General features: G+C 57.7%; 1 protein-coding gene. It reads left to right on the top strand.

The genetic code is table 11. The annotated features are described in order from the left end of the window. The coding region (locus tag LD028_RS10020) for an adenosylcobinamide-GDP ribazoletransferase (protein ID WP_237811728.1) at window positions 1-222 on the top strand (222 nt) is incomplete at both ends.

Raw genomic sequence — 222 nt, forward strand, 5'->3', positions numbered from 1 at the left:
GGCTGCACGCCGACGGCTTTATGGACGTGAGCGATGCCTTTTTTTCGTACCGGGACGCCAAGCGGCGGCAAGAGATCATGGCCGATTCGCGCGTCGGCGCGTTCGCTGTGTTGTCGCTCATTTGTTTGTTATCGTTCCGCTGGCTGTTTTTGCATGAAGCGATCAAAGCGGGCATTTCCCCTGCCCTGTTTATTGCCATTCCACTGCTGTCGAGAGCCGGGG

The sequence above is a fragment of the Anoxybacillus sp. LAT27 genome (genome assembly GCF_022030075.1).
GTDB lineage: Bacteria > Bacillota > Bacilli > Bacillales > Anoxybacillaceae > Anoxybacillus > Anoxybacillus kestanbolensis.